The sequence below is a fragment of the Paenibacillus sp. FSL H7-0350 genome (assembly GCF_038593195.1).
Lineage (GTDB): Bacteria > Bacillota > Bacilli > Paenibacillales > Paenibacillaceae > Paenibacillus_AQ.
The window spans coordinates 5,544,273-5,565,592 of the sequence record NZ_CP151972.1; the positions used below are offsets into that span (position 1 = coordinate 5,544,273).

11 protein-coding genes and 1 riboswitch are annotated in these 21,320 nt (G+C 57.1%); all 11 genes read left to right on the forward strand.

Annotated elements, in window-relative coordinates; all coding sequences use genetic code 11:
* The first annotated feature begins 39 nt into the window (after nucleotides 1-39).
* The 11 genes from NYE24_RS25220 (at nucleotide 40) to NYE24_RS25270 (ending at nucleotide 21,293) form a co-directional block, all read left to right on the forward strand.
* Entirely contained in the window at nucleotides 40-3,429 is a 3,390-nt protein-coding gene (locus NYE24_RS25220; RefSeq protein WP_342476959.1) for a tubulin-like doman-containing protein, read from the forward strand.
* A gap of 4 nt (nucleotides 3,430-3,433) precedes the next feature.
* Nucleotides 3,434-5,857 (forward strand): transcription initiation factor TFIID, encoded by a 2,424-nt coding sequence (locus NYE24_RS25225; protein WP_342476960.1) that lies wholly within the window; start codon nucleotides 3,434-3,436, stop codon nucleotides 5,855-5,857.
* A gap of 725 nt (nucleotides 5,858-6,582) precedes the next feature.
* Nucleotides 6,583-7,854, forward strand: a complete 1,272-nt coding sequence (locus tag NYE24_RS25230) for a VWA domain-containing protein (protein ID WP_342476961.1) — start codon at nucleotides 6,583-6,585, stop codon at nucleotides 7,852-7,854.
* Nucleotides 7,855-7,884: 30 nt separating this feature from the next.
* A complete protein-coding gene (locus NYE24_RS25235; RefSeq protein ID WP_036701282.1) occupies nucleotides 7,885-8,520 on the forward strand; it encodes a hypothetical protein in 636 nt (211 codons plus the stop codon).
* A 48-nt stretch (nucleotides 8,521-8,568) separates the two neighbouring features.
* The gene (locus NYE24_RS25240) at nucleotides 8,569-9,831 is read left to right on the forward strand and encodes a hypothetical protein (protein ID WP_036701281.1); all 1,263 of its coding nucleotides are present in this window, start codon (nucleotides 8,569-8,571) and stop codon (nucleotides 9,829-9,831) included.
* On the forward strand, nucleotides 9,828-13,124 hold the full coding sequence (locus tag NYE24_RS25245) for a hypothetical protein (RefSeq protein ID WP_342476962.1): 3,297 nt from the start codon (nucleotides 9,828-9,830) through the stop codon (nucleotides 13,122-13,124). Before NYE24_RS25240 ends, NYE24_RS25245 begins: the two co-directional genes overlap by 4 nt.
* A 1,000-nt stretch (nucleotides 13,125-14,124) precedes the next feature.
* A riboswitch (cobalamin riboswitch) is annotated at nucleotides 14,125-14,305 on the forward strand.
* A gap of 206 nt (nucleotides 14,306-14,511) precedes the next feature.
* The gene (locus NYE24_RS25250) at nucleotides 14,512-16,677 is read left to right on the forward strand and encodes an S-layer homology domain-containing protein (RefSeq protein WP_342476963.1); all 2,166 of its coding nucleotides are present in this window, start codon (nucleotides 14,512-14,514) and stop codon (nucleotides 16,675-16,677) included.
* Between the two features lie 419 nt (nucleotides 16,678-17,096).
* Nucleotides 17,097-18,032, forward strand: a complete 936-nt coding sequence (locus tag NYE24_RS25255) for a DUF4430 domain-containing protein (RefSeq protein WP_342476964.1) — start codon at nucleotides 17,097-17,099, stop codon at nucleotides 18,030-18,032.
* Complete coding sequence (locus tag NYE24_RS25260; RefSeq protein WP_342476965.1) at nucleotides 18,029-18,973, forward strand: energy-coupling factor transporter transmembrane component T; 945 nt, start codon at nucleotides 18,029-18,031, stop codon at nucleotides 18,971-18,973. Before NYE24_RS25255 ends, NYE24_RS25260 begins: the two co-directional genes overlap by 4 nt.
* A complete protein-coding gene (locus NYE24_RS25265; RefSeq protein WP_342476966.1) occupies nucleotides 18,889-20,619 on the forward strand; it encodes an ABC transporter ATP-binding protein in 1,731 nt (576 codons plus the stop codon). The genes NYE24_RS25260 and NYE24_RS25265 overlap by 85 nt, the downstream gene beginning before the upstream one ends.
* Nucleotides 20,595-21,293: an ECF transporter S component gene (locus NYE24_RS25270; protein WP_036693554.1), complete on the forward strand. Its 699-nt coding sequence runs from the start codon at nucleotides 20,595-20,597 to the stop codon at nucleotides 21,291-21,293. Before NYE24_RS25265 ends, NYE24_RS25270 begins: the two co-directional genes overlap by 25 nt.
* Nucleotides 21,294-21,320: the final 27 nt, after the last annotated feature.

Consider the following 21,320-nt stretch of genomic DNA (forward strand, 5'->3'; position numbering starts at 1 on the left):
CGGGCTGCATAGGCTATCACAACTTTTGGGGGAGAACCTATGAAACCGGTAGTAAGAGAACATATTCAACAGCTGGATGTATCGCTTGGCGGAGGGATCGTCAGCGACAAGATTAGAGTGGATACCATCGACAACCCGATCCTCATTATCGGGCTTGGCGGCACGGGCATCGATGCCCTGCTGCGGCTCAAATACCAGATTAACCGCCGCTTCAAGCTGCCTGAAGATCCGTTGTCCAAGAAGAAGCGGGATAAGCCCGACAACGTGGAATTCCTGGCGTTCGAGACCAATGAACAGGACCGCGGCAAAAAATACAAGGGCATCGGCCTCGATCCGCAGAATGAATTCGTGCTGCTGGCCAATGCCGAGATCGGCGGACTGCTGCAGAACCGCAGCATCCTGGATTCTTACATTACAGACTGGCTGTCGCCGGAGCTGAGCATCACAGACGGCATGAACGGAGCCGCCGGGGTGCGCCAGGCCGGACGCCTGTTGCTGTTCACGAAGATCAACCAGGTGGTTGCCGCCATCGACAAGAAGATCAAGACGCTGTCTGTCGGCACCAGCAAGAAGCTGATGGTCTTCCTGCTTACCGGTCTGTCCGGCGGAACCGGCAGCGGGGCGTTCCTGGATATTGCCTACATCGTGCGCGGCATTATTGAACGTGACTACGGCGCAGCCGGGATAGACCGTGTCAATACGCTGGGCTATCTGTTCACACCGGACGTCAACCTGTCGAACAAAAGCCTCAGCGAGCATACCCGCGAGTATATCCGTAAGAACGGGTATGCCGCGCTTAAAGAACTGGATTACTGGATGAACGTGGACAGCCGGGGCGAACGGTTCCGCCAGAAGTACGGCAATATTCTGAGCGTCAACTCGCCGCTGCCGCCGTTCAATCTCTGTCATCTCATCTCCGCAACGAATACGGAAGGCAAGCTGCTGGAGAATGCCTACGATTACTGCATGAATGTGACGGCTGAGAACATCACCAACTTCATGGCCAGTGAAGAGAAGGCATCCGGCGAAGAGTTCGCCATCCATGACTATATCAGCAACATCCGCACGAACATTGCCCAGATGAACAAGACTTATCCTGCCAACTATGAATACAACATTATTGGAGCATCCTCGGCCGTGCTGCCGATTGAGGAAATGACAACCTACCTGGCCTACCGCCTCTTCGACAAAATGGACAAGATGTTCCATCACGCCCCGAATCAGGAGGATGTGGAGAAGATGGCGCGTAAGCTCGGCATCGATCTTGATACGATGATCAAGACGTTCGAGTCCCGTGTGCCGGAGCCATTGCCGGGCTATCAGAACAGCGAGCGTCTCAGCCATGCGAACGTGGTCAAGAATCAGGTCGTCAGCATGGATACGGAGCTGGAGCAGAACTTCCTGGCCCGTGCGCGTGAGGAATATATCAAATCCAAGAAGCAGCTTCCGGGCGAGATTGCCGGACAGTTCGGCGAAGAGCTGGAGCGCATCTTCCTTCATCCCGAGCAGGGGCCGTTCTATGTGTCCCGGCTGCTGTACACAGAGAAGGGCTTCTGCATCCTGAAGCTGATCCAGTCTTATATTGAAGCGCTGCGCGAGAGCCTCTTGCGCCTGCCGCGTGATATTGAGACCGCACAGGAGAGTGCAGAGGATAAGCTGGGCGATGCGCGGAGCGCTTTTGTGTCCAAGGAGAAGAAGAAGAATGCCTATATTGAAGCCAAAATCAATGAATACTGGCTGCATGCCGATGTGGAGCGCACCGAGCAGATGATCCAGTTCTATGAGGATCTGTATGAACTGCTGAATGAAGAGAACAGCCGGATCTACGGTGTGTTCACCGAGATTCTGACCGCGCTCAGCTCGATCTTCGAGAAGAACGGTGACATTCTGATTAATGGCGAAGAACAGGCTGACCACAAGGGCAACAAAACCTACTATTGGAATATCGTCAACGTGCCGGATATCTCGGCGACCATCTCCAAAATCATGGATCAAAAGGATGGCGATGATCTGATCCGTGACTTCACACGCGAGATGCTGAAGCATTCCGGGCGCTGGGTAAGGGAGCAGGAGATTGATATTGTCCGCTCCATATCCGAGTTCCTCAGCGACAAGTTCGGGGATCTGATTACCCGCTCGATGGAGGATTTCCTGGTGATGAAATACGGGCACGAGGAGCCGCTGGATAAGTTCGTGGAGCGGATTATTGCCGGACGTCTGGATGAGGATGCGGTGCCGATTTTCCACCTCAGCAACAGCTCAGGCAGTCTGCACTTCCCGTCCTGGGGCTTCGTCTCTGTGCCGGTGAAGGCACCGGGGATTCTGAAGGGTGTGCGGAATTATCAGAACAATGCACTCGGCAAATCGCAGTTCACGATCAAGGAGAGCCAGGTGAAGAACCGGATTTTCTGGCTGAATACACGCAACGGGGTGCCGTTGTTCGTATACACGCCGCTGCGGGTATTTGAGGAGAACTATGAACGGACCATCCTGGATAAAGAAGGCATTGGACGCCATCTCGTGATGACGGACAAGGACAACTGGACCTATCTGCCTTCACCGATCCCGGAGAAGTCATGGGGCGATACTTACGTGAACCCGCGCGTCCGTGATTATAATGCCAGAGTGCGTGCGGATTTCGCCCGGGCGCTGGAATCCGGTGTCATTATAGAGAAGGGTGTGGACGAGAACACGAGCAGCCGCTTCTCCGTGAACTTCACGAAGCCGCTGGATCTGGGCAAGCTGCTGGGCGCTTATGATCTGCAGCTGGATGCGCCGCGTCCGAATCTGGGTGAAGTGCGCAAGGCTGCTGAAGAGCTCAAAGCGCTCCGTACAGGAGGTCTTGAACGCGAAGCCGTGAAGGATATCTTCGGCAGCATTAATCTGGAGCTGGCCCAGGAGAACCTGATCCGTTCCCCGCAGCTCATTGCCCGTGTCCGTGAGGAGCTGGCGAAATACGATGCGCTGGCAGCCAAGTCACAGGAGCTGGAGGCGCTGGTGCATCAGCATCTGGATGAAGACAAATGGCTGGACCAGTTCATCGAAGCGCTGTACACCGATACCATCTCCAAAAAAGGTGCGCTCTATGTCTATGACCGTGACGAGGACGAGGATGCCTGGGAGCCGTTCGCCAATCTGATGAAGGAACGCAGCTATGTGGAGTATGCCGTCTACCGCCATTTCCGTGAGCTGGATGAGAAAAGCCGCAGTCTCCTGCTCCGCAAGGCAGCACGCCGGGCCGGAGAGATGACCGCAGCCGAAGATGTAACTCCGCTGCTGTATAAGCTGGAAGGGATGTATGTCTCGTTCCTGGAGGCACGTGACGCTCTGGAATATGAGCGGGTAGAGCATGCCAACGGAGATGAAATGTACAGCTTCTACAAGAGCCTGACCGGCAAGCTTGGCAGCATCCGCAGAAAGCTGAAGTAGGCCTATGATCAGAGATCAGGCCTTACAATATGCCGAGCAATACGCTGCTTTGGAGGAAGCACAGCATAATAAGGGGGATGGGCGCAGCAGTATCCATTACCCTGCGCTGTTCCTGTTCCTGGGCGATAAGGTGACCCCGGCCATCGGCCCTGTGCTGGAACGCTGTCAGCGCAAATGGGACAATGCGGGCGGCGTGATGGCGCTGCATGCCGGTTCACATAACGGCAGCGGCAGTACGCAGGAGAAGGAGGGGGTCAAGGGGCGGATCGGCAGCGGAAACAGCAGCGTCCATGAACGTGTGATGCACATGGCCCTGCCGGATACGGCAGGGCGTGATCCGCGTACGGTCCGGCGTGAGCTGTACCGTGAATTTCATGAGGATAGCCAGTATTTGGCCGGAATGAACCGGACGCTGCGCAGCTTAAGCAACAGCATAGCGGATTACGGGCGGCTTTATTCCTCTTTTGACGTTATCCATCTGTCTGTCATTACACGGGTCGATGACCCGCAGAATGTGCTGTTGCCGGAGATCGTGCTCCTGGCCCGCGCAATTCTCAGCCAGTCGTTCAAATCAGTACAGATTGATCTGTACGCGCTGATTAACGAACGGGAGCAGGGGGATAACTTCGGCTATTCCAGCTCGGTCGGGCTGGCTTGTCTGCGTGAGCTGGACGGGATGCAGGCGGCGGATTATGCCTTAAGCGCTCCGCTGCTGGTTACGGAGGAAGGGCTGTCCATTCCAGTGGCGCATGGCCCTTCTCCGCTGTTCGATCTGGTCTATCTGCTCTCCGACAAGAACGAGCGCGGACTGATGTCGGTCCATGGGATGGACGACAATTACGAGATTATCGCCCACATCAGCCTGCTCAAGAACCGGGTCCGGCCTGCGGCCGATCAGGCCTCCGGGCATGGCGGCTACAATAATATGACGTTCAAAAGCGGCATCCGCGGCAGCACAGGCAGACAAGGCTACGCGTCTGCCGGCTTCTCGGCGGTGCGGCGGCCGAACCGCCAGATTGCGCTGGCGGTACTGTACCATGCGCTGCATTATCTGTCCGGGCGGCTGCGTGCAGGCCACCCCCGTAGTCTTAAGGAGCGGCAGGCGATGCTTGGCCTTGGAGCGGATACCCTGCGTGACCGCGCGGCGGAATTGCTGCCGGAGCAGTCCGCTCTCGCCGAGATGACCGGGCTGATGAGCCACGGGCGCCCGTCCTATTCACAGCTGCGCATGCTCTCACTGCGCGAGGCCGAGGAACTGCTGTTCGGGGAAGGGGCGCAGGCTTACTTCCGCAGTAATTTTGCGGAGGTGTCCGTGAGAAGGGCGGCGGGCATCGACCCGGCCCGGGAGTGGGCCGGCGTGCTGGCGGCCGAGGAGGCAGGAGCCTCCCCGGTCACCTTCTACCAGCTGGCGGAATGGACCAGTGAGAAGACGGGTGAGGGCAGCGTGCTGCAGGCCTTGCGCCAGCATATGGGCGGCCTGCGTTCCGCTCTGCTCTCCGCGCAGGAGGAGCTGGAGCGGCTCTATGCGGAGAGCGTGGAGCGTCAGCCGTTCCAGCGGGTGCCGCTGCTGGACAAACGGACGGTGCGCAATTTCATTCATTATCTGTTCGAGTCCGTCTACGGCAAGAAGTATGAGATTCTGCTGCTGGAGAGCGAGCTGGCCCTCTGTCTCCGCTATGACGCTGCACTGGAGCAGCTGCACGCAGACAGCAGAACGAAGGTTGCGGCGATGGATGCTTTGGAGGAGGATCTGCACAGCTTGGCCCTCGTCAGCATTGGCCGCAGCAAAGAGGCCGTAGATCAGAACATCATGGAGTATTACCGCAGTGTGACCGACGATGTCATGAAGGATATCGAGACCCGGCGCGGTGCGGGGATCTTCTTCAGCGAGCGGTTCATGGGTAGTCTCTCCGGGCTGCTAGTGCAAGGAGGCGGCCAGGCTGTTGCCGAGCGGCTGATTGAGCTGTGCCGCCGGGAGCTGCTTACGGCGGGACCGTTCACGCTTCCGTTCGAGGAGGAGCTGCTGCGGCGCGCTAATGTCGCAGCCGCTTACGAGAACCGGGACATCGTCTCCAAGGAGGAGCTGTTCAAGCAGCTCTACCGCAGTCTGGAGGAGGAGGCGGCGATGAATGTCCGCCTGTTCGAGTATACGCAGGAGCACCGGCATGAAGAGAAGTACTTCTTCGGCGACAGCTCCTCCGAATTCCTGCGCTATGCCTTCAGTGCTGACGAGACCACCCGCATCTACCGGCTCGGCTTCGTACATGAGCAGCGCCGCAGCGGCGTAGAGAAGCTGAACCTGATGGGCGGCTTCCACTTGGAAGACTTGCTCTACTACCGCAACGGCAAGGTCTATTACGAGACTTATGCCGGCAACGGATACCAGCTCCACGGTCTGGAAGAGGAGCAGCTGCCGGTGATGAGATGAGTGGCGAATAGATGGGATATGTGCTGATGAGTGGCGATTAGATGGGATGAGTGCTGATGAGCGAAGTGCTATGACAAACTATTATTTATGTTCGGGCTACCACAACCGCAGGATCTATAGTCCGCGCGAGTTCGTAGGCTGACCGGATGCTGGTGGAAGTGGGCTGGATGGTGAAATGAGAGGGATAAATCCCTCTGATGCTGGCGAGTGTCAGTAATAGTGCCCCTGAATTCACCGAAAGTGTGCTTAACCGCCAAATGAGGAGCACTAATGCCCCTGAATTCACCGAAAGTGTGCCGAACCAGCAAATGAGGAGCACTAATGCCCCTGAATTCACCGAAAGTGTGCCGAACCAGCAAATGAGGAGCACAAGTGCCCCTGAATTCACCGAAAGTGTGCCGAACCAGCAAATGAGGAGCACTAATGCCCCTGATTTCACCGAAAGTATGCCGAACCGCCAAATGAGGAGCACTAATGCCCCTGATTTCACCGAAAGTATGCTGAACCGCCAAATGAGGAGCACTAATGCCCCTGATTACAGGGGGTTGGCCGAGATCAGAGGGTTCACCATGATAATACCCATGCTCCGGGTCCCGGACGTGGGTGCGGGCCTACACTAACAGGCTTCGTAGGACAATTCTCATTCATTCCACTGCCGGATGTGCAATAGAATGGAATGGGGAAGCGCGTGAAGATCAAGCTTTTCCCGGAAAGGATGAAGTGCAATGCAGCGAAAAATCAATCTGCTCCTGCTGCTGTTCAGTCTGCTCGGCGCGGGTGTAGCGTTTGTGCTCGGTGAGCTGCTGCTGGACCGCAGGCCGTATGATTTACCTCAGATGGTGCTGGTCGGCATTTATTTTGCCATCGTGGCCTTATGTGTTGGAATAGGCGCTCTGGTCGCAGAGAACATTTCACCGAAGCTGAACGGACAATCATGGAAGCTGCGTTACCTGGGCACCTCGTGGAAAATGTTCCCGCTCATGGTCGTGCTGTTGCTCGGCGTGGGCACGCTGACCGAGTTCGTGTACGAGCTGAACTTCGGCGGCAGCAAACCGGTTAAGAATGTCGTCATGGTGATCGATGATTCCGGCAGCATGTCGCAGAGCGACCCGTCAGACAGGCGCTACGCGGCGGCCAAGAATCTGGTGCAGCAGCTCAAAAAAGACAACAAAGTCGCTGTAGTTACCTTCAGCAATGAGGCTTCCGTGGTCCAGCCGCTGCTCCCGCTCTCCAAAGCGGCGAACCGCGAGAAGGTTATGGAGGTCATCAGCAGCCTGAAGACGACTGAAGGCGGAACGAATATCAGCGGCGCGCTGGCCGAAGCGATGAAGGTAATTCATGAAGACGGCGCGGACCGCGGGGCGATGGTTATTCTCCTATCCGACGGTGTCAGCCAGTTCAATACCTCTACGGAGCTGACAGACTATGTAGCGCGTGGAATAAAAGTGAATACAATTGGGCTGGCCCTGGATGATCCGTCCGGCGCAAATCTGCTCCAGAATATCGCCAGCGGCACCGGCGGACAGTATTATGATGTGGCCGATGCGAACCGGCTTGGCGACGTATTCCAGCAGATTTATGACCGTCTGGGGGACCGGACACTGCTGACCGAACGCAGCGACCAGACCGCGGACAGCCCTTATTATGCTGTGGTGCGTGTGCTGGCCTTGATGCTGCTTGGTACGGCGCTGGGTCTGGGCCTTGGCATTGTGTTCGATAACCGCCATCTGGCCCGGAGCTTCAGTATCGGGGGCACGGTATCGGGACTTATTGCGGGGCTGATTCTGGAATCCGGCCTGAAAGGCGACACGCTCTGGGACCCTATGACCCGGCTGCTGGCGCTGCTCGTTCTGGCGGCCATTCTCACCTTGTTCACGTATATCGTGCCTGTAGGGGAAGGACGCTTGTCGCGCCGGGGAAGAGCTGCGGGGGCTGCTAATGCGCCTGCGGACAGTATTCATTCACCCCGCCGTAACCGCGGCAGTAAAGGGTTCTAAAGCCAGATGCAGGGAAAGGGGCAGGTTGCCATGAAGTACGCCGAGGCAGACGCTGGAGCACCGGTGATTACCGAAGTTGTATCCAGAGTGGAAGACCGGTTCTGTACGCTGCGCTGGCGCTGGCCGGACGGTGTACAGGCGGTATATATTCATAAGGCCTCTGCGGAGGCACCGGACAGTCATGAGCATCCGCCTCCGGGCATGAAGCTCTACACGCGTGAAGAATACAAAGCGAATAACGGGTACCGGGACCGGCTGGACGAGATCGGGATGGTGGCCTATACCATTTACGTGCGGATTAGCGAGAATGGGGAGACGCTGCTGGTCCGTCAGCAGGATGGCGGTAACCGGGCGCTCGTCAGCGCGGGCAAAGCGAGGATCTACTACGCGGTCCAGCACAAAAAGGGGTTGTTCAGCAAGCTGAAAACCGTGCAGATGACGATTACTGCCGAGGTGCCGGTGCCGAAGGAAGTGCTCTGCTACGTCAAAAAGCGGGATGCGCACCCATCCTCCAAGGAGGACGGTGCAAGGTTCCCGTTCGTTCAGGACTTCGCTCCCGGGCGCAACCAGCTCCCGCCGATTGAGGTCGGCAAGGACGACTTCATCCGTATTTTCTTCACCGATGGGCCTAAATACGGGGCGTATTATGAGCTGGTTCCCGAGTGAGCGGGAGTAGCATACCGGGTGCTGACACAACTCTGAGGAGGATGAGAGATGTCTTTTTTTAGCCGTTTCATGAAGAAGAATCAGCCTGCAGCGAGGCCGCTGTATTACGATATCGTCTGCCCGTTCTGCTTCACGCGCTTTGAGCCGGAGGAAGTGGTGTTCCGGGCCATGCACAGCCGTGAGGATGATGAGAATTATGCGCTCGGTGAGGATGATCTGCTGAATAAATACCGGGAGCGCTTCGGCCTCGATACGGTGGATGATATGGAAGCAGTTCTGCAGCCGGCGGATATCCCGGAGGAGTATCATCATTATACAGACAATGTGCTGACCGGGCTCACCGACCGCTACGGGGTGATGACCCGCAGACGGCTCTGTCCGTCCTGCCATAACGAACTGCCTGTAACAGCAGGCAAGGTGCCTAGCAATATTATCTCGATTATCGGAGCTTCCCAGGTCGGGAAGTCTGTCTATATGACCTCGCTGATCCACACGCTCCAGCATACAACGGCAGGACATTTCGACGCAGCCTGTATGCCGCTGAATGCCGAGATCAGCCGCAAATTCCGCACCTTGTACGAGGAGCCGCTGTTCGAGCGTGGGGATCTGCTGGCGTCTACCCAGAAGGAGAAGATGCAGGAGCCGTTTATTTTCCAGTTCGTGTTCAAGGATGAGTCTAAGCCCCCGCTGACGCTGGTGTTCTTCGATGTGGCCGGTGAAGGTATGGTCGATCAGGATTACTTAGGCCTGCACGGCCAGCATATTAAGAACTCCGCAGGGATTCTGTTCATGGTCGATCCGCTGCAGATCCGTTCAGTCCGGGAGAAGATCCGCATTAATTTCGGTGACCGCCCGGGAGAGTGGGTATCGCAGTATGATGAGCCGCGTGATGTGGTGCTGACCATGTTCGGGGATTTCATCGCCTATCAGGAGAAGAGCAAGACCGAGATTCCGACCGCAGTCGTCCTGGCCAAAAGCGATATGCTCCACTCCCTCAAGGATGAGGATGGCGACTATATCAAGTCGAACAGCAATGTGTTCAACAACTACGTGCACCGCAAAACGCTGAACCTGGACGAGTTCCACAACATCGACGGTGAAATCCGGCGCTTTATTGAGAAGGTGGACCGTCCGTTCAAGGATACGATGGATGTGTATTTTGCTAATACAGGGTATTTCGCCGTGTCTGCGCTGGGCAGCAATCCGGTCAATCAGAAGGTGGAGGGTGTGGTCAGTCCGATCCGGGTCGATGAGCCGTTCATCTGGCTGCTGCACAAGCTGAATTACATTGAGGGGAGCGACGGGCCGTGAACAGATTGTCAGGGTCCATGATCACCCAGCAGATGTATACCCGCGAGCGCCGCGGCGTGTACCGGTCGACAGAGGGCTTCGATACGGTAGCGAAATCGGAGAGTCTCGATAATAATTTTGTCAAAAAAATCCTGCATCCCTTCTGCCTCTACGATGCCCCGGCTGAACTTACGGCGCGCGGCGAGAAGGATGAGGAGCTGTATCCGGCTGCGCTGCACCTGTTCCATACGGAGAGCAACGAGACTGTGATCGGAGAGAGCCGTTATCTGGCGGCGGATTTTACGGGGCAGCGGAGCGCTTTTTTTGCCCATAATTTCGTGGTGCCGCCTATCCGCTCCGAAGAGATTGTCGAGGGGTATGGAAGCTGGCTGCACGCGGGGTTTGCCCGGAGCTATGAGGGAGAGCCTGGCGGAACCCTGCCTGAGCTGGAGTCGATTCCCGTGGCAACCCGAGAGCTGGACGTGCCGTCAGATCCGCGTACGGTGCTGTCCGGTCTAGGATTCACAGAAGAGCTGTTCAAAGCCCTGCTGCAGGCGGTAATGCTGTCCGTAGCCGGGAAGAAGAAAATCTATGTAGCGCTGGATGTGCCCATCAGTGATTTGTCGCAGCGTGCGGTCCGGCTGACGGAAGTTATCTTCGCTGCGCTGCCATATGACTTCCGCCGCAGGCTCGGAGTGATCACGTATGCCAAGGAGCCGCAGAGCCGCAAATATATTCACCTGACCTTCGTGGAAAAGGGCTCACTGCGTCCGGGCGACCGTAATATCGAGAAGGATTACATCTTCGATCTGGCAGGTGCAAGGTTCCTGAATACCGACTTCGGCGAGTCGCGGCAGATCTATGCCGATCTGGCCTGGAAGACGCTGGTGGAGAAGGGCGGAAGCCTCCGCGATTTCGCTAAGTTTGCCGACAGCCTGCTGCTCGGAGAGAGTCCGGAGCGTAAGCTGTCGCTGGCGCTCTACAATGAGCTGGCGGTCTTTTATGAAATCGAGCAAGGCAACGAAGCCTTATATACAGACAACAAGAACGCTATACTCGGCGGCCTGCTGTCCTATCTGAAGCCGGAGGGGAAGCTGGACTCGCGGGTGCGGCTGAATGATATGTTCCTGGAGCGGTTCGACCGCGAATATGATCTGATCCGCAAGAAGGGGATTCCGTCAACGGAGATCCTGGAACAGTTCAAGGCGTATTACGCGCTGCCGGGCCATAATTACCGGGTGAAGATCGTCGATTACTTCATCAACGGGATGCTGAACTGCCAGTCCGGGGGCCGGGAGGATGTGCTGTCGGCGGCTTACGGGATTATTGAGAGTGATGCGGAGCTTAGTGAGGCATTCTTCAAAAAAGTGCTGTCCCAATCTCTCTTCCGCAGAGCGCTGTTCGAGCCGTATCTGGAATCCCGGCTGGCTGCCGCTGCCGGGACGGCGGATATCCTCCGCCTCGTGGGCCACTTCGGCCGGAGCCTTCCAGAAGTGCTTCAGCAGGCAGCGGTACGGGATACCTTCAAGGAATATCTGCTGGAGAAGCTGCAGCGGGAGTCCGATCCGGTAGCGGCGGTAACGGCTGTTCATGAAGCGGTCCAACAGGCAGAGAAGCAGCGCCGCAGAGGCGGTGTGTACCCGGAGGCCTTGTCCGTTATGGAGGAGTTGGGCACGGTTGCGGACCGCTTCCTGCTGAACCGGCTCTCGCTGGACGAGCTGACGATGGAGCAGCTGCTGGAGATCTCGTTCCTGCGTTACCGGGATACGGCAGACTGGCAGCCGCCGCTCGATGCGATTGCGAAGCGCAAAGCGAATGCGCTGCGCGCGGCCTACCGCTGGTTCGGGGAGGAGTCGCCGGACGAGGAGATTTTTGCCGGACTGACGCCGCGTGAGCTGGACGATGTACAGTTGCTGGGCGCGCGGTGGCTGAAGGAAGCGCGGAGCCTTGAGCCATTCGACCGGCTGCCGCTGGCCTTCTATCACAGCAGTGAACGTGAAGGCGGACCGCTGGATTATGATGCGCTGCTGGATCTGGTGGTCCGCAAGGCGGGCAATGACAAGGAGACAGTGTACCGGTTCCTGGACTGGTCGCAGCATAGCTGGCTGTTCGCAAGCTCAGGCAAGAAGCTGTGGCCGAATTACAAGCGGGCCGTGCTGAGATATTTCCTAAAGAGCGACCGCGAGGCGTTCAAGAACCGGGAATTCCGCAAAACCCATCTCGACACAGCAACGCCTGCCATGCAGACTGTCTACAATGAAGCCCGCGCCCAGCTGGCTTCGCCGCTGGCGCGGTGGGTCAGCCGCAGCCGATTTCAAATCCTGATCTCAGGGAGCATCCTCGGGATCATTCTGATTGCGGCGGTTATCCTGCTGAGCCAGCTAGGGGGACGCGGCAAGGATACAGCTGCGCCGGTGGCCAGCCCCAGCCCGCTTCCGGCAGAGACCGGACAAGCCGCTGTAGCGGCTCCGGTCTCAGTCCGGCTTATCGGCGGGAATAACGGCGGTGATGCAGGGACTGGCGGGAATAGTAGCGGAGATGCGGGAAGCGGAGAAGCGGGTAAGAATAACAGCGTGAAGCTGTTGTTCAGCTTCACTGATGCTGCGGAATGCTCCGCCTTCAAGCCGGAGCGGATCGGCGTGGAGTCCGCCAGCGGCGTTACGGACTATGAGGTTAAGGCAACGGTTAGCAGTTGCCAGGTTGCAGCAGGCGCCGGAGTGGACGGCGATGCGAAGGGTAATACAGGAGCCGGAGCGGATGGCGATGCGAAGGGTAATACAGGAGCCGGAGCGGATGGCGATGCGAAGGGTAATACAGGAGCCGGAGCGGATGGCGATGCGAGTGGTAAGGCAGGCGCCGGAGCGGACGGCGATGCGAGTGGTAAGGCAGGCGCCGGAGCGGACGGCGATGCGAGTGGTAAGGCAGGCGCCGGAGCGGACGGCGATGCGAAGGGTGATGCAGGAGCCGGAGTGGACGGCGATGCGAAGGGTGATGCAGGAGCCGGAGTGGACGGCGATGCGAAGGGTGATGCAGGAGCGGGAGTGGACGGCGGTGCGAAGGGTGATGCAGGAGCGGGAGTGGACGGCGATGCGGACAGTGGAGCCGCCGGCACTCCTCCGTCACGCGTATACGAGGTGACGGTGGAGCTTTCAGCAGGCGCGAAGCTGGCGGCAGGTGATATGATCACCGCCGGAAGATACTCGCTGAAGCTGGCGGCAGATCCGGGCAGCGCCCCGGAAGCTACAGCTGCAGCCGCGCCTAGTGCGGAGCCATCCGCTTCCGCAAGCCCGGAGGCGGACACGGACGCAGAATAAAGCAGCGGCAATAGCAGGCTGCGTAAGCTTTTAACTAATGCGATCAGGTAACATTACTTACAGAGATAGGTGTACTCTGTACAACTAAAAACAGTGAAAAGGAAGGCATACCTCTCCTAACTGTATTCTATACAACTATATTTGCCCTGAATGGGCGAAAAGCCGGGTACATAAGCATTTTAGTTGCACGAAATACAGCTAAAAGTACATTTGGCCGTAAATCAGACGATTTAGTTGTACAGATTGCATTTAAGCATAACGTTCTCACCTTTGTTAGTTGGGGGACTGCAAACCCTCAGCAAGCGAGGGGATTAAATGAATGTTGATTAGTTTGAACCTGATGATCGACTAGCGGCAGCTGAACCGTTGTGCGCATATAGCGCGGCATGGAGGACTAGTCAGAGCCTAGTGCATGCTACTTTAACGTAGTACAATGATTGGCGCTCCAGCGGGCTGATAAGAGCATAAAGTAATTAGTTAAGTATGGTAGTGTCCGGAAGAAGCGGCTCGATCGCACTTTGTACACTAGAATCAGGCATAATGGAGTTAATATGGCGTTCTGTTGTATTTGGTGCAGTAGATTTTTGGGATTTAGCCCGGCTGAGGGGGATTTGCCGAAATCGATGGTATGAAGTGCAACAGAATGCGTTATCGGCTGCTTTTATACTAATTCTGATGTATAGAATACAATCGGCCTTCTGCCGCGGTCTCCATAGGTGCGCTAGAGTGTTGATTTGCAGTAGACCAACGTCTTGATTAGCAGCAGAAGATTAACTTTTTATAGTCCTGAATAGTACGAATGTGCCGGGGGAGCGGGCATGTGCTATTCAGGATTTTTGTGCGGAATGGGCTGAGTCTTGGGGCGCTGGAATAGATATACCTTGTCTATAGACATACAGGGGAATAGTCGATATGATGGTTTGAGAATATTAAAATTTAATAAGCTTTGGGAAAAGGTGCAGATTGCCTTAGAGACCGGACGCTGTCGCTAGCAGATGCTGGCAGAGCTATGTCTAATAGAGCAATCTGCTTAAAAGGGAAGCCCGGTGCAAGTCCGGCGCGGTCCCGCCACTGTAAATACGGAGCAACTCCTGAGGAGCCACTGTCTGCTAATTGGATGGGAAGGCGGGGGAAGCGGTGAAGTATGAGCCAGGAGACCTGCCTTTTTCGATGTTGTTTCTATTCTTCGGGGGTAAGAATGTGGAGCAGATGCTGATATTGGCGAGGGCTGTATAAGCTCAATGTAATGTTGGAGAGCCATCGACTCCTTCAGCCGCCCTGTATTGTATTCTTCCCCGGCCGCCCTGCATAGGGCGGTCTTTAGGTTGCCGCTCTCTTTGCGGAGGAAGCAGGATTCATCCATTCTATTTCAGGAAAGAGGTTAGTTATGAAGAACCATTCTCTATCATCCAGGTTCATACGGTTGGGGCTTGCTGTCATTATGCTGTTCGCACTGCTGGGAGCAGCTGTAGCCCCGGCAGGACAAGCTGCTGCTGCACAGGCAGGCGGGACTTCCGCGCCTGCAGTATCCGCTCTGCCCGCAAGTGAGGCTGCCAGCGTAACCGCTGCGGTCTATGCGACTGCGGAATTCATGCTGAAGAACGGAGTCCAGTCGGATTGGCAGGCGATTGGCCTTGCACAAGCAGGCTACAAGGTTCCTGCCAGCTATCTGAAGGCGCTTGAAGGTAAGGTGAGTGAGGCTAAGGGTGTTTTTGCCAGAGCTACGGACTATGCCCGGATTACGCTTGCCGTTAAGGCACTGGGCGGCGACCCGGCGAATGTGGCAGGCTATAACCTGATCGAGAAGCTCTACAATCACGATGCAATTACCGGCCAGACGCTGAATAATCCGGTCTATGCACTGCTCGCTCTGGATTCCGGCAGCTATACGATCCCGGCAAATGCGAAATGGACACCGTCCAAGCTGCTGGCAGAGATTCTGGCGAAGCAGAACCCGGACGGCGGCTTCACCCTGACTACGGGTGCGAGTGATCCGGATATGACAGCGATGACGCTGAACGCACTGGCTGGACACAAGCAGGAAGCAGCCGTGAATACTGCCGGTCAGCGGGCGGCAGCCTGGCTGGCTAAGGCACAGGACAAGAACGGCGGATATGGCGACAGCAGCGAGAGTGTAGCTCAGGCCATTATCGGTCTGTCTGCCTTCGGCATTGATCCGGCAGGAGCAGAGTATACCAAAGGCCAGATTAATCTGGTCAGCAAGCTGCTGAGCTTCAGCGCAGCAGATGGCGGATTCGTCCACACTGCGGGCGGCAGCTCCAATCCGCTCTCTACGGAGCAGGCGCTGGAGGCTTTGGTAGCGTACAAGCTGTTTGGTACAGGCGCTAAGCTCTTTGATTTTAGCGGCACACCAGTGAAGAATCATCAGGTAAGTGTCTCGGTTACTGTTGAAGGTCCGAATGGAGCCTTGGCTGAAGGCAGCGTGTATGCAGGGAATGTGCTTAATGCACTGGAAAAGACAGCAGCCGCCAAGCGCCTGGCCCTGGTCAATGAAGCAGGCAATTATGTGACGGGGATCGGCGGCGTGATTGCGGGTACTTTTGGCGGATATGATGGCTGGATGTATGTGGTCGCCCGCGGCGGAGCATGGATCTATCCAAGTGTAGGGATGGGCGACTTCGCGCTGGAGGAGAATGACCGCATTGTGGTCTATTATGGCGGAGACAACACGCAGGTGGTTGATGCCGTAACCGTGACGCCCGCACAGCCGCAGCCTGGACAAGATCTGAAGGTGCAGGTGAACCAGAAGCAATGGGTCTGGAATGAGGCGACCTTCACCTCTGATCCGGTAACTTCACCGGCAGCAGGCGTACAGGTAACCATCGGCGGCAAAACGGCAGTTACAGATGCTGCGGGCGTGGCTGTTGTGGCTGGTGGTCTGCCGGCGAATAAATATACCCTGACGGTTACGGGATATCTGAAGGATAAGACCCCTGCCATCGTGCGTCATACGGTCCCGGTAACGGTGGCTTCTGCTGCGGCGGACCGTCCGGCTTTTGCCGATGTGAAGTCGATCTCGCCTTGGGCGCTGGAGTCAGTATACACGGCGTATGACCGCAAGCTGATGAATGGTGTGAGTGAGGGCAGTCTGGTGTTTGCGCCGAAAAAGAATATTACCCGTGCTGAATTTGCAGCGCTGTTGCTGCGGTTAACCGGGAATGAGCCGTCTGCGGCGGCTTCCGCTGGGGCCTTCAGTGATGTTAAGGCCGGTACATGGTATTATGGAACAGTGAACCGGGCGAAGGAGCTGGGAATTATCAGCGGCGTGACGGCTAAGACGTTCAAACCGGACGGGCTGGTTACGCGTCAGGATATGGCTGTAATGATAGTTAGAGCTTATAAGCTGGATGCAGCATCAACTGGAGCAGGGGCTGGTAAGTTCAGCGACGAAGATAAGATTAGCGACTATGCGTTGTCCGCTGTCCGTACGGTGACGGGACTTGGATATATGAGCGGCACCGGCGGCGCATTCGAGCCTTCCGCTGTGGTAACCCGTGAGATGGCTGCTGCTGTGGCGGTTAGGTTGCCTTAGTTCTTAGTTGGAGTTGGGAGCAGACTGTACTGCACGCTGGGGCCGACGATAAGTGGATAAATGACATCTAATTTGGCCGGATTTGCTGCAGAGCGGGAGTTAGTTGGATAAATGACACTTATTCAGGTCTGAAGCTGCAGAAGGATGAGGTCTGGGCAGAATTAGATGCTGTAAATCCAACTAATTTTTGTACAGATGCGTAATCAGGATAATTAAGTGTAGAAAATCCAACTAAAGTATCCGTGCCGATGAGCCGTTGAGGCGTATAGGGTTGCCGAAGCGCTGAAGGCTCGTTAGCGTGACAAATTTGCTTGAAATTCGTTTGGATATGTGTTGAAAAGTAAGCATAAGGTGTATGAAGGAACGGGGAACAGGCTGACTGCCCCGTTCTTTTCCCTTTTTGTGGAGGTGTGCAGGTAATGTTCAAACTAGTCAAAAGAGGCCGGGGAAGGCTGGCTCCGCTGCTTCTCCTGCTGATGGTGCTGCTGCTCTCCGGCTGCTCCTCTGCGCAGCCGGATGAGGCAGGCGGCGGCACACAGCCGCCCGCCGGGACCCCGGCCGCGCAGACGCCGCGGCCTGGAGACGAAGCGGCTCCGCTGCCGGGAGCCGCTGAGGGCACTGCCGTACCATCCGCCCCTGCGGAAGGTACGGCAGCTCCAGCGCAGGCGGGCAGGGGCGAGCCCGCCAAGCCGGCGTCGCCAAGCGCAGCGGCGACGCAACCATCGGCGGGCGCAAGCGAGCCCGCCAAGTCCCAAGCGTCGCCAGGCGCAGCGGCGACGCAGCCAACGGCGGGCGTAAGCGAGCCCGCCAAGCCCCAAGCGTCGCCAGGCGCAGCGGCGACGCAGCCAACGGCGGGCGTAAGCGAGCCCGCCAAGCCGGCGTCGCCAAGCGCAGCGGCGACGCAACCATCGGCGGCCACACCCAAGCCGCCGACCCCCAAGCCCGCTCCGGCGGCTACGGCCAAGCCGCCAGCCGCCACGCGCTCCCCGGCAGCCACGCCCAAGCCGGACAACGTGGTCACCCTCTCCATCACCGGAGATGAGGAGCATGGTGTGATTCTGGCCGCCGCCCAGTATGAGATCAAGAAGGGCGAGAGTGTGCTGGACCTGCTGAAGCGGATTACGCGGGGGCAGAAAATCCAGATGGAATATCAGGGCAGCAAGGCATTTGCTTACGTGGAAGGTATAGATAATTTGTACGAGAATGATCACGGGTCAGAGAGCGGGTGGATGTACAAGGTCAATGGAGAATTTCCGTCCAAGGCTGCGGGCAGCTGGATCGTCGAGCCCGGGGATACCATCGAGTGGCTGTATACGCTTGATCTAGGCAAAGACCTGGGGGCCAAAGCACCATGAGCAGCGGCTTCCGTTCCATGCATCCGGTAGTAGCCCTGCTGTATTATGCAGGGCTGCTGCTGTTCACTCTGATGATCTTCCATCCGTTATTTCTGGCTACAGAGATAGCCGGACTGCTGGTGTTGCTGCTATTGCAGGGACAAGGGAGGCTGCTTGTGCGCGGCTTGCCTTTTATGCTGCTGATGACAGCTTCCGTGGCCTTGCTGAACCCGCTGTTCTCGCATAGAGGAGCGCATATTCTGTTCTACTGGTTGGATCAGCCTATTACACTGGAAGCTGTGCTGTATGGACTGATGATGATGACAATGCTGCTAACCATTTTTATCTGGTTTATATCCTACAATTACACGGTGACTACAGATAAATTCATGTACCTGTTCGCGGCGGCTGCGCCGAGAACGGCGCTGCTGACGCTGATGGCCATCCGGTTCGTGCCGCTGTTCCAGCGGCGGCTGCGCCAGATTACGCTGATCCAGCGTCTGCGCGGGGTAGATACCGGTACGGGAAGCCTTAAGAAAAGAATGACTGACGGAATGACGCTGCTCAAAGTGCTGCTGACCTGGTCGCTGGAGGAAGCCCTCCAGACTGGAGACTCCATGTCAGCCCGTGGTTACGGCAGCACCAAACGCAGCACTTACACGATATACAAGGCCGATTTGCAGGATAAGCTGGTGATGCTGCTGTTAACCGTTAGCGGTGTGGTTACGCTGCTGTTCTGGGTGCAGGGCTACGGCAAGCTGGAGATCTATCCCCGGATGAGACCGTCGGACTTCGGCTGGCAGGAGGCCGTCATGTACGGCAGCTTCTGCCTGTTCGTGCTCATTCCTGCGGGGCTGGAAGGAAAGGAGAAATGGTTATGGAGATCCTCAAAGCACAGCAGTTATCCTTCCGATACCCTGAAGAAAACAGGGACACACTCCATGAGCTATCGTTCGTCATAGAAGAGGGTGAATTTGTCGTGCTCTGCGGCCCGTCCGGCAGCGGCAAAACCACCCTGCTGCGCCATCTGAAGCGGGAGCTCGCCCCGGTAGGTTCAACCAGCGGAACCTTGACCTACAAAGGGAAACCTCTATCCGGGCTTCCGGCAGCGGTGGCTGCCGGGGAGATCGGGATGGTCTTCCAGAACCCGGATGCACAGATAGTGATGGATACGGTCTGGCATGAGCTGGCCTTCTCCATGGAGAATCTGGGGCTACCGCCTGCTGTCATGCGGACCCGGCTGGCAGAGATCTGTGGCTTGTTCGGGCTGGAGCCGCTGCTTTACCGTCCGGTACATGAGCTGTCAGGCGGACAAAAGCAGCTAATGAACCTGGCCTCAGTGCTGCTGCTTCAGCCCAAGGTGCTGCTGCTTGATGAGCCAACCTCCCAGCTTGATCCCGTTGCTGCGCGGGAATTCATTATGGCGCTGCAGCGGCTGAACGAGGAGATGGCGGTCACGGTGATCATCAGCGAGCACAGGCTGGAGGAGGTGCTGCCGCTGGCTGATCGGGTGCTGATGCTGGAAGACGGCAAGCTGCTGGCAGATGCCGCTCCCCGCTTGTTCGCCCGGCAGACCGGCAGCGGGGCCTTGACCTCGGCTGGACGTTACCTGTCAGCCGCTTCACGCCTGCACTTGTCGCTCTCTCCGGAAGCAGATTTGACTGCGCCGGAGAATATTCCGCTGACCGTGCGTGAGGGCAGACGCTGGATACATTCCCTGCTGGCTAGAACGGACGCTGCCGCAGGCTTAGAACTTGTTAATAACTTGAATAGTCCCGACGTACCAGCCCCCCTAACTTCCCGCGTAATATCTGCTCAAGGGGCGTCTTCATCCCCAATCCCCGCCGCATCGTCTCTGCTCACCTGCCGCGAAGTGACCTTCCGGTATGAGAAGGAGGGCCGGGAGGTCCTCAGGAAGCTCTCGCTGACACTCAAGCAGGGGGAGCTCCTGGCAGTCATGGGCGGGAACGGCGCAGGCAAGTCCACCCTGCTGCATGTGCTGAACGGGCTGATGAAGCCGCAGCGCGGCAAAATAGAGCTGGCCAAAGGCAAGACTACCGGCCTGCTGGCGCAGAATCCGCTGCTCTATTTCAGTTATGATACAGTGGCTGAGGAGTTACAGCATATGGGCAGCTACGCCGGGTTATCCCCTGAGGCAGCAGCAAGCCGGATTGAGGCTTTACTCGAAGTGTTCCAGCTCCGGGAGGTGCTGCAGAGTCATCCGCATGATCTCAGCGGCGGGCAGCAGCAGCAGACCGCGCTTGCCATGATGCTGCTCATGAAGCCGGATATTCTGCTGCTGGATGAGCCGACCAAGGGGCTTGATCCAGCCGCCAAAGACAGGCTGGCCGCCCTGCTTCAGCAATTGCGCGGGCAAGGGATCAGTATTCTTATCGTAACGCATGATGTAGAGTTCGCGGCTAAGCATGCTACGCGCTGTGCGCTCCTGTTCGACGGGGGAATTACGGCGGAGGGCACACCGGCTGAGTTCTTCAGCAGCAATTACTTCTATACCACGGCAGTCAACCGGATGGTGCGGGACTGGCTGCCGCAGGCATTGACTATTGAGGATGTGATTCGCGCATGGCCCGCTTCCGCGTACCGCTGATAATTGCCCTGGGACTCTTCATCGCCGGGCTTGCGCTTACCGCAGCATTCACTGACCGGCATTATGTACTGCTTAGCGTGGTGCTGCTGCTGGCTGCGCTCCTGCCGCTGTTCATCCGGCTGGAGCGCCGGCCGCTACAGTCCCGTGAACTCGTGCTGCTGGCGGTGTTGTCAGCCATCGCTGCGGTCAGCCGGATACCTTTTGCCGCGCTTCCCGGGGTGAAGCCTGTGTCGGCCGTTGTCATCCTCTCCGCTTATGTCTTCGGGGCAGAGGCGGGATTCGTCATCGGTGCAGTTGCTGCGCTGGTCTCCAATATTTACTTCGGGCAAGGGCCCTGGACGCCATGGCAGATGTTCGCCTGGGGCATGACCGGACTTACAGCCGGGTGGCTGCGGAGGAGCTGGCTATTGCGTAAGCGGGCCGGACTGCTGGTGTTTGGCTTCATCTGGGGGTTCCTGTTCGGCTGGATTATGAATATCTGGGTCCTGCTCAGTCTGCCGGATGCCTTTAGCTGGCGGCTGGTTGCCGTTACGTTTGCCGCAAGCTTTTATTTCGATCTGGCCCATGCCTTGTCGAATGTATTCTTCTTAGCAGTGCTGGCCGGAGGCTGGACCAAGGTGCTGCAGAGATTCCGCAAGAAATATGGCTTGCTTCAAGAGGGAATGGAATTATAATTAATAGATAGCGCTTTACTAAAATGA

Bases quoted from the DNA above. Each gene is read 5' to 3' on its own strand.
- NYE24_RS25225 (WP_342476960.1), top strand. From the start codon at position 3,434: ATGATCAGAGATCAGGCCTTACAATATGCCGAGCAATACGCTGCTTTG.
- NYE24_RS25250 (WP_342476963.1), top strand. From the start codon at position 14,512: ATGAAGAACCATTCTCTATCATCCAGGTTCATACGGTTGGGGCTTGCT.
- NYE24_RS25235 (WP_036701282.1), top strand. From the start codon at position 7,885: ATGAAGTACGCCGAGGCAGACGCTGGAGCACCGGTGATTACCGAAGTT.
- NYE24_RS25265 (WP_342476966.1), top strand. From the start codon at position 18,889: ATGGAGATCCTCAAAGCACAGCAGTTATCCTTCCGATACCCTGAAGAA.
- NYE24_RS25270 (WP_036693554.1), top strand. From the start codon at position 20,595: ATGGCCCGCTTCCGCGTACCGCTGATAATTGCCCTGGGACTCTTCATC.
- NYE24_RS25255 (WP_342476964.1), top strand. From the start codon at position 17,097: ATGTTCAAACTAGTCAAAAGAGGCCGGGGAAGGCTGGCTCCGCTGCTT.
- NYE24_RS25220 (WP_342476959.1), top strand. From the start codon at position 40: ATGAAACCGGTAGTAAGAGAACATATTCAACAGCTGGATGTATCGCTT.
- NYE24_RS25260 (WP_342476965.1), top strand. From the start codon at position 18,029: ATGAGCAGCGGCTTCCGTTCCATGCATCCGGTAGTAGCCCTGCTGTAT.
- NYE24_RS25230 (WP_342476961.1), top strand. From the start codon at position 6,583: ATGCAGCGAAAAATCAATCTGCTCCTGCTGCTGTTCAGTCTGCTCGGC.
- NYE24_RS25240 (WP_036701281.1), top strand. From the start codon at position 8,569: ATGTCTTTTTTTAGCCGTTTCATGAAGAAGAATCAGCCTGCAGCGAGG.